This is a genomic window from Tritonibacter horizontis, assembly GCF_001518015.1.
Lineage (GTDB): Bacteria > Pseudomonadota > Alphaproteobacteria > Rhodobacterales > Rhodobacteraceae > Epibacterium > Epibacterium horizontis.
This window is the reverse complement of the sequence record NZ_LPUY01000046.1, coordinates 1-7,769: the sequence shown is the minus strand read 5'-3', so window position 1 is coordinate 7,769 and position 7,769 is coordinate 1. Positions and strand designations below refer to the sequence as shown.

General features: G+C 56.8%; 8 protein-coding genes. 2 read left to right on the top strand and 6 right to left on the bottom strand.

Going from position 1 to position 7,769, the window contains the following annotated elements; all coding sequences use genetic code 11:
* Positions 1–426: 426 nt before the first annotated feature.
* Together TRIHO_RS07195 and TRIHO_RS07190 are read right to left on the bottom strand one after the other, a co-directional pair.
* On the bottom strand, positions 427–1,458 hold the full coding sequence (locus TRIHO_RS07195) for an IS110 family RNA-guided transposase (RefSeq protein WP_068241700.1): 1,032 nt from the start codon (positions 1,456–1,458) through the stop codon (positions 427–429).
* A 528-nt stretch (positions 1,459–1,986) separates the two neighbouring features.
* Positions 1,987–2,727, bottom strand: a complete 741-nt coding sequence (locus TRIHO_RS07190; protein WP_068241698.1) for an SDR family oxidoreductase — start codon at positions 2,725–2,727, stop codon at positions 1,987–1,989.
* 115 nt (positions 2,728–2,842) lie between these two features.
* Between TRIHO_RS07190 and TRIHO_RS07185 the strand changes: the two genes are divergently transcribed.
* A complete protein-coding gene (locus tag TRIHO_RS07185; protein ID WP_068241695.1) occupies positions 2,843–3,730 on the top strand; it encodes a LysR family transcriptional regulator in 888 nt (295 codons plus the stop codon).
* Positions 3,731–3,798: 68 nt separating this feature from the next.
* On the opposite strand, the gene TRIHO_RS07180 is transcribed toward TRIHO_RS07185, so the two are convergent.
* The gene (locus TRIHO_RS07180; RefSeq protein WP_068241694.1) at positions 3,799–4,707 is read right to left on the bottom strand and encodes a LysR family transcriptional regulator; all 909 of its coding nucleotides are present in this window, start codon (positions 4,705–4,707) and stop codon (positions 3,799–3,801) included.
* A 117-nt stretch (positions 4,708–4,824) separates the two neighbouring features.
* On the opposite strand from TRIHO_RS07180, the gene TRIHO_RS07175 reads away from it, so the two are divergent.
* Entirely contained in the window at positions 4,825–5,688 is an 864-nt protein-coding gene (locus tag TRIHO_RS07175) for an NmrA family NAD(P)-binding protein (protein WP_068241691.1), read from the top strand.
* A gap of 302 nt (positions 5,689–5,990) precedes the next feature.
* Here TRIHO_RS07175 and TRIHO_RS07170 read toward each other — a convergent pair whose 3' ends face one another.
* The 3 genes from TRIHO_RS07170 to TRIHO_RS07160 all read right to left on the bottom strand — a co-directional run bounded on the left by TRIHO_RS07170 (position 5,991) and on the right by TRIHO_RS07160 (position 7,610).
* Entirely contained in the window at positions 5,991–6,509 is a 519-nt protein-coding gene (locus TRIHO_RS07170; RefSeq protein ID WP_068241689.1) for a type II toxin-antitoxin system YhaV family toxin, read from the bottom strand.
* A complete protein-coding gene (locus tag TRIHO_RS07165) occupies positions 6,506–6,832 on the bottom strand; it encodes a type II toxin-antitoxin system PrlF family antitoxin (RefSeq protein WP_068241687.1) in 327 nt (108 codons plus the stop codon). Before TRIHO_RS07165 ends, TRIHO_RS07170 begins: the two co-directional genes overlap by 4 nt.
* 124 nt (positions 6,833–6,956) lie before the next feature.
* Positions 6,957–7,610, bottom strand: a complete 654-nt coding sequence (locus TRIHO_RS07160; RefSeq protein ID WP_068241685.1) for a DUF6927 domain-containing protein — start codon at positions 7,608–7,610, stop codon at positions 6,957–6,959.
* Between the last annotated feature and the right edge of the window lie 159 nt (positions 7,611–7,769).

Below are 7,769 nucleotides of genomic sequence, written 5' to 3'. Positions count from 1 at the left end.
GGGATTTTCCTTTGGATCAGGGTCTGAGTTCCAAAGGACAAAAAGCCCGCTTTCGTAATGGGGCGGGCCTCTGTCAAGGGTTTCGGGCAAGTCAAAAATCCCAGCGAAGATTTCATTCTTCACCGAGTTTTAAGGCACAAATTCAGAAGCTTACTTTTTCTTTTTCACTGCATCCGCACGTCAGGACTGAAGGACACCCCCTGCACGGGCTTCGCTCTTCCGTCCGTAGTCAGCCTCATGGCTGCCACTCTATGCCTGGTCCAAATCTGATCCCTGGGTACCTATCTTTTACGCGTATTCAGCGTTAGCCGATAACTTGCGGGCTTCCGGCATCTCCAGGAACCTCGTCCCGGCAAGGGACCTCGTCGTACCTGTCGTCAGGTGCAGTGCGTTCCTCCGTCCGATCAAGTTCTGGAATTGTTTTACTCAGACCGTTGCCGGGGAGCTCTGCGCATGGCGGAATGGTGTGCCGTCTCGCCACATGCGGTGCAAAACAACGCCAATGCGCCGCGCAAGTGCAATCAATGCCCGTTTCGATCCACGCCGATGGGCCACTCTGAGCGCCCAAGCCTGGAGCCAGTTTGGTGACCCACGGTGCATCAAGATCATCGCCGCTTGATACAAGGCCGTTCGAAGGCCTCGGTCGCCGGCTCGGGTGATCTGCCCGACAATGTCCATCTCTCCGGATTGAGTGCGCCTCGGCGTCAGCCCCACCCACGGACCAACATCCTTCGATCGCACAAACCGGGTCGGATCGTCGATCGCGGATTTGACCGTCAGGGCGACGATCCGACCGACGCCCGGCATCGTCATCATCAGACGGCAAACGTCGTCTTGTTTTGCCAGATCCGCGATTGTCGCATCCAATTCAGCCAACTCGGCGCGCAACTGCGCACGCGCGCGCAAAAGGGCCTCTGTCGACGCCGACAGGATTTCATTTTGCTCAACCAATTCCCTCACCCGGGCCTCGTACCTGATCCGGGTGACATGCCCGAGCTTCAGACCGAAGTTCCGCAGAACACCACGCATAGAAAGCTCGAGGTTGATGATCACCTGTTGAACTGATTTTCTCGCCGTCAACAGAGCGCGGATTTCCTGAGAGGACACAGATTTGCGGTGTACGGGCCTGTACCATCCCATTTGAAGCAACCGCGCAATCCCCTGAGCATCGCGCCTGTCGGTTTTGATCGGCATAGCTTTCAAGGCGGCCTTCACCAACCGCGTTTCCATCAAAACCACGTCAAAGTCGGCCTCTTCGATGCCCCTGCTCAGCCATTGGGACAGTGGTCCGGCTTCGAGCCCAATTGCATCGACCGCGTAAGGTAATGACGTCATCGCACGCACCAGCGCCTCAGGCTCGCTGGCTGCCTCCAACTCCTCAACAACCTTCCCTTGCGGCCCCAGCACACAAATCGCCGTGCTTGCCAGAGATACATCCAATCCGATAAATACATTCATGTCGTTGCCCTTCTATTCTTAGGAATTGAGGCGCATGGAAACATACGACCTCGTAGACGCGCAGCAGGCGCATCAAGGGCAACGGCACTTCAGATCATGCTGACAAACAAGCGAAACGTGCTCGATTCGCCGAAAGCCCCATTACGGCATCTTTCGCTTTTCAGGGTGACGGGCCCGAAAGCTATTAACAAGGGCGGGCCGTCAACGCGGTCCGCCTTCCTCAGCAACAAAGAGAAAGCCACGCAGCAAAACCGCCGAACTTGTTGATCAATAGAGCCGACATTGAGGCAGCGCGCGGCGATCGACCGCTAGGAGCCCAAATCGACCAATGCTGCGCAAGCGTCGAAAGGCCACTTTTGCCAACTTACTGGATGACAAGAAATAATGTCTTTACCCGTTTTCGCTGCTGGGCCTCGCGATATTGTCTCTGCGAAATGCCCGAGTATCACCTGAAGACCGGCTCAAGCATCGGACTTTATGCATGGCATTGGCGGCGTGCAAAAATGCATACGCCTCCAATGCGGCAGATCAGATTACGCCGCCGTTTGCACGCAACGTCTGGCCATTGACCCAAGCAGCATCTGGCCCCGCGAGGAACGCCACAACATTTGCGATATCCTGCGGTGTCCCAAGCCGTTCCAGGGGTGACATTTTTGACATGCGATCGACGACCTCTTGTGGCTTGCCGTCTAGGAAAAGCTGCGTTGCTGTTGGGCCAGGGGCGACCGTGTTCACAGTGATCGACCGCCCGCGAAGTTCCTTGGCCATAATGCCTGTCATTGTTTCGACGGCCGCTTTGGTCGCAGCGTAGACGCCGTAAGTCTCAAGCTTCAATCCGACGACGCTGGTCGATAAGTTAACGATTGCCCCGCCGTCACGAAGGCGATTTGCGGCTTCTCTTAGCAGGTTGAACGTGCCTTTGAAATTGATTGCGACTTGAGTGTCAAAGAGAGCGTCATCGCTATCTGCAATAGGTGCCAACTTCAAAATGCCCGCATTGTTGACCAAGATGTCGATCCCGCCAAAGGCTGTTTCTGCGGAGTCGAACATCCGTTTGACAGCGACCGCATCCGACACGTCGGCTTGAGTTGCGATGGCTTTATCGCCCGCTGCTTCGATCTTTTCGACAATTTGATGTGCGGCGGCTTCGCTTCCTGCATAGTTGACGATGACGTTGAATCCATCCGCTGCAAGCCGTTCAGCTATCGACGCGCCAATCCCACGTGAAGCACCGGTCACCAATGCTGTTCTGTTTTCGTTAGTGGCCATATTTTGTCCTTTCGTTGATCGGCCCTATGCCGACCTTTTCGGAACAATAGGCATTTATATAGTTTGGATAATCTACTATAATCCGGCATCACTGTTCTGCATAATCGGATAATAAATGGACCGTCTTGATGCCATGAACGTCTTCGTGCGGATCGTAGAAGTGCGAAGCTTTTCTAAAGTCGCAACTGATCTGGGGTTGCCAAGATCAACGGTCACAGATGCGATCAAAGCACTTGAGGCGCGATTGGGCGTGAGCCTGCTGCACCGTACTACAAGGGTCGTGCGCCCAACGCTGGATGGTGAAGCATATTATCAACGCTGCCTGTCAATCCTATCCGAGATTGAAGATGCCGAAGACGCCTTTGCAGGAACCACGCCGAAAGGTTCGCTGCGTATCGAAACCCATGGTGTCCTAGCGCGGCATTTCCTGTTGCCTTCGCTGCCAGGTTTCATGGCGCGTTTTCCTAACATTGAGATCCATATCGGAGAAGGAGATCGACTGGTTGATCTGGTCCGCGAAGGTGTGGACTGCACGATACGGGTGGGTGATCCGATCGATAGCAACATGACCGGTCGCAAATTGACGGACCTTGAAGAGGTGACCTGCGCGGCCCCGACCTACCTTGAACGGTTCGGTACACCGCAAAACATTGACGCGCTCAAAGGCCACCAGATGATCGGATTTCGCTCTACCGCGACAGGATCTATCTTGCCGCTCGAATTTGTTCAAAATGGTATCCTGCGCACGGTCTCACTCCCGACACCAATCACTGTAAGCGGCGCAGACACATTGGCGCATTGCGCCCGTCTTGGCCACGGCATTATCCAAAAGCCACGCTATTCTGCCGCCGAAGATCTTGCCGCAGGGCGCTTGATTGAACTCCTCAGCGACACACCACCGGCCCCGTCCCCTGTTTCGATCTTTTACCCACGCGACCGATACCTGTCGCCGCGCGTGCGCGTGTTTATTGACTGGGCCGCAAAAGCGTTTTCGCATCAATGACCACGGAAGATCAGCATATCGACACTCGGCAGTTCCTATAAGCGGATAACGTGCTGGCGAGGGAATGCTTACGCGTCTGCGGGTGTAGCCTGACATATCTCGATAAAGGCCCGTAGGGGTTTGGGAGCAAAGCGGCTCGGATAATAGAGGTATGGCCCCTCAACGTCGGACCACCAGCCCGGCAGCACGGGCACCAGCTTTCCACTTTCGAACTCATCCTCCAGCCAGTTGCGGAAGGTATATATGATTCCCATTCCCGCTTGCGCATATCGGAACCCAGTGTTGAGCGCGCCTACGCTAAGGATAAGCGCGTTTTGGGGTTCCACTTTCACGGACTGTCCTTCGCATTGCAGCGTCCATGGAAGCAAAGGGCCCGCGTCCAGCCGGTAACGGATCGCGAGGTGGGCGGTGAGGTCTTTGGGAACCTGCGGCACCCCGTATGCATCAAGATAAGCTGGCGATGCGGCCATCGCCATTTGTTGCCTGCGCGGACCGACCGGTATCGAGATCATGTCCTGCTCCAGCACGCTGCCGTAGCGAATGCCCGCATCACAGCCTGCCGCAACAATATCGACGAGATCGCTCTCTACCGTGATCTCCACCTCCACGTCTGGATGCTGCGTCCGATATGCGGCAAGCAAAGGCGGCAATATATCCGGCATGACCGCCCCCGGCACGTTGAGCGACAACCGCCCCTGTATCTGCCCTCCGAGCGTTGCAACGTCATGGCAGGCAGCATCCACTGCGGATAACAATGGGCCCACACGATCCACCAGAAGTTGCCCCGCTTCCGTTAGGTGCTGGCTGCGCGTTGTGCGGCGCAGCACGGGGGTGCCAAGTTGCGTCTCTATCCGCGAGACCGTGGTGCTAACCTTTGAGGCTGCTATGCCGAGCCGCTGGGAAGCTGCGCGGAAGCCGCCTTCACGGATAACTGCCAGAAGAACGGCAAGATCGTCAGCAGAAATATTGTTCTTCATTGAGAACAGTCCACTCCAGTTTTGATATCTTATGCAATTATTGCAGAACAGTCATCTTGTCGATCATCAATAAGAATTGCGCCAACTGGCACGAGTCAAAGAAATGGAGATCGAATAATGCTCATTGTTACAGGAGCCTCGGGAAAACTCGGCGGACTTGTGGTTGAGGCTCTGCAGCGTCTCGTGACAGCGGACCAAATCGGAGTCAGCGTACGTGACTCGGAAAAACTGGCCGGTCTCGCGGCGCGTGGCGTACGCGTAAGGCGTGGTGATTACGAAAACGCTGACAGCCTGCGCCACGCGTGGGAAGGAGCCAGCCGCGTACTGTTGGTGTCCTCAAATGCAGCTTCCAGTGGAGGCGACCCGTTGCAACAGCACGAAACGGCGATTGCTGTGGCCAAGGAGCTGGGTGTCGAACGGCTACTCTACACCAGCCAGGTGTCGGCCAATGAGCAGTCGCATTTCCCACCTGGACGCCATCATGCCGCAACGGAGGCTATGTTGGCTGATTCAGGTCTGGCGTGGACCTCCATGCGGCACGGGTTCTATGCGGACAGCGCCATGAGCATGAATGCGCAGGGATTTGCGAATGGCAATCTGGTGGGGCCGGCAGATGGCAAGGTGGCTTGGACGACCCATGAAGACTTGGCTCACGTCGATGCGCTTTTGCTGGCAGGAAAAGAGACATTCGAAGGCGTGACTCCACCCCTCACCGGCAGCGAGGGGCTTGATCTTGCTGACCTCGCGCAGATGGCAAGCGGGGCGACAGGAAGAACAATCAAGCGCCAGATCATCAACGAAGAGGAAATGATCGAGAACTTGCAACGAGCCAACCTACCGGAAGCGGTCAAAAGCGTCATTCTGGGTTACTACCGCGCCGCACAGGCAGGGGAATTCGCAATGGTGGATCCCACACTTGAGCGCCTGCTGGGTCAAAGACCACGCCCGATGCAGAATGTTGTGAGACGACATCTGGTATGATGATGAACGGTGGAGATCTTGGAAAGGCAATCACCAAGGGTTGGAATTTCCGGAAGCAGCCATTGGCGCAACCGCAGCGAATATACCCTTTGTCCCGCATCTTACCAGTTCGTACACGACGCAGCGAACGGCAGGTGTACGGATATGGTGGGACTTCTGAGAATTTCATCGTACCAGCCATCTTGCACACCAATATCGCCCATTTCACTCGGCTCAAAGGTGACGGGAGATTGTAACGAAGACCCCCCCTTATAGACAGCCTAAATGTAGGTGACCTACCCCCCTCTGGCATTCGACCGCACTTACCGATCGGGCACCGCTTCAAGGGAAGTTTCGAACCGCTTGCCCGCCGCTGCAGCTTCTTTCAAGAGCGCGTCGAAATTGTCAGGTGGATTGCCATCTTCCAACATCCCTTTGAACGTCGCATAGGCATCCGTCTTGCTGCCATAGGCGCGCAGGGTCTTGTCGTCGTTCACCCAGGCCACCACGATGACCTTCGCGTCGCTGTTGAAGCGGTAGAACAACCGATACTGCTGGAAAAATTTCGCCCGGAACCAGTGCTTACGATGATCGCCGAGTGTGCCGCCTTGCCGGAAGGCGGCGGCACCCGGATCTGCCGGTATGGCCTCGGTGACCAGCTTGAAGATGGCGGCCAGCCGTTTCGTGGAATTTTTCTTGCGCCAGGTCTTGGGATCGCGTGCCTTACGCGCCGCGACCTCCAGGGTCAGCCCTTCGAGCTGGTCCAGAAAGAGCGGATGCGCATAAATCGACCATCCGTTTACGACAAGGGGCGCTTGGGCGGGCACGCTATCGCCGCTCATTCATCCTCGATCGAGAGCGGCGCATCGAGATCGACGTGAACGTCTCCGACCAGTGCGGCAAGACGATCATGCAAAGCCCCATCGAACACCCGAATGCGGTCCGGATGCGCCTTGATATCGGCCTCGACAAAATCAAGAAACGCTCCGAGCGCAGGATCATCCTCGTCGCTGCGCACGGGCTCGATATAGACCCTGCCACTCGGCTCGGTGCAGTAGCGAATCTGGTCGCCCTTGCCCAGCTTGAGCTGCTTGCGCACACCCGCCGGCACGGTCGTCTGATATCGATCCGTGAGCTTCGATACATCTTGTGCGAGGGCTGTCATGGCAGTCTCCTGAAGAAAAGGTTCTTTGCTACCCGCGATAGGTAATGCATTTGCATTGCCTTGTCAAGACAAGCCGCAGCATCTGCTGTCGCCGGGCAGGTCGATGAACCGTCCGGCGCAGGACCTAATTTCGCTCCGCCAGGAACTCCGCCAGCACCGGGCTGGCAGCACCTTTCGCGGAGCTGAGCAGCTCCGAGCCCGCAAGCGAGGCCTTCGACAGGCGTACGAGCCCACCAGTTTCCTCGATGCGGTAGCAGCGGCGCTTTTGCCGCCCGCGCCTGTAGTGGGTCGCGGTGACAATCTGGCAGGTGCTGCCATCGGTGAGCGTCACGGGTGCTGCGAGTTTGATCTTGTCTCCCTCCTCGTAGTCCGGGATCGCAGCCCAGTCCTGGCAGCGCTGGCGCCAGGCATGAGCATAGCTGTCTGGGTCTTTCAGCTCGGACAGCAGGGCCAATAGGCTCAGTGGCGCGCGGGATTCGACTGGTCCCGCGCTTTCCTCCATGTCCTTGTAGCCCCAGCAGCCGTCATCATATCGGGTAAGGAATACGGCGGCGAAAGTGATGGAGCCATCCGCATCGGTGACATAGGTCGTGTCTTCGACAGGGGTGCCGTCGATATTTGTGACTTTTGTCGCCGCGTACCAAGTCGAACCCACCTTGCAGGCTTTGACCAGTTCCGTCTTGCGCCTTTCGCCCTCGAAGGTGCACAGCCGAGCAATCTCCGCTTTCTCATCCGCGTAGGTCTGGACGCGGCCGTCGGTGTAGAAGAGCCATCCCATTTCAGAGTCCTTTCTCTCATTGGGGGAATTGTTGTCGCCAATGTCCCGAGAGGGCCGCAGGCCCGGCAGGGTATTGGCGATGCGTGTTTGAGAAAGGGCGCGTTACGCCGCCCTCCGGTCATCGATTTCCATCAGCGCATCGAGCGGCACGCGATAGGG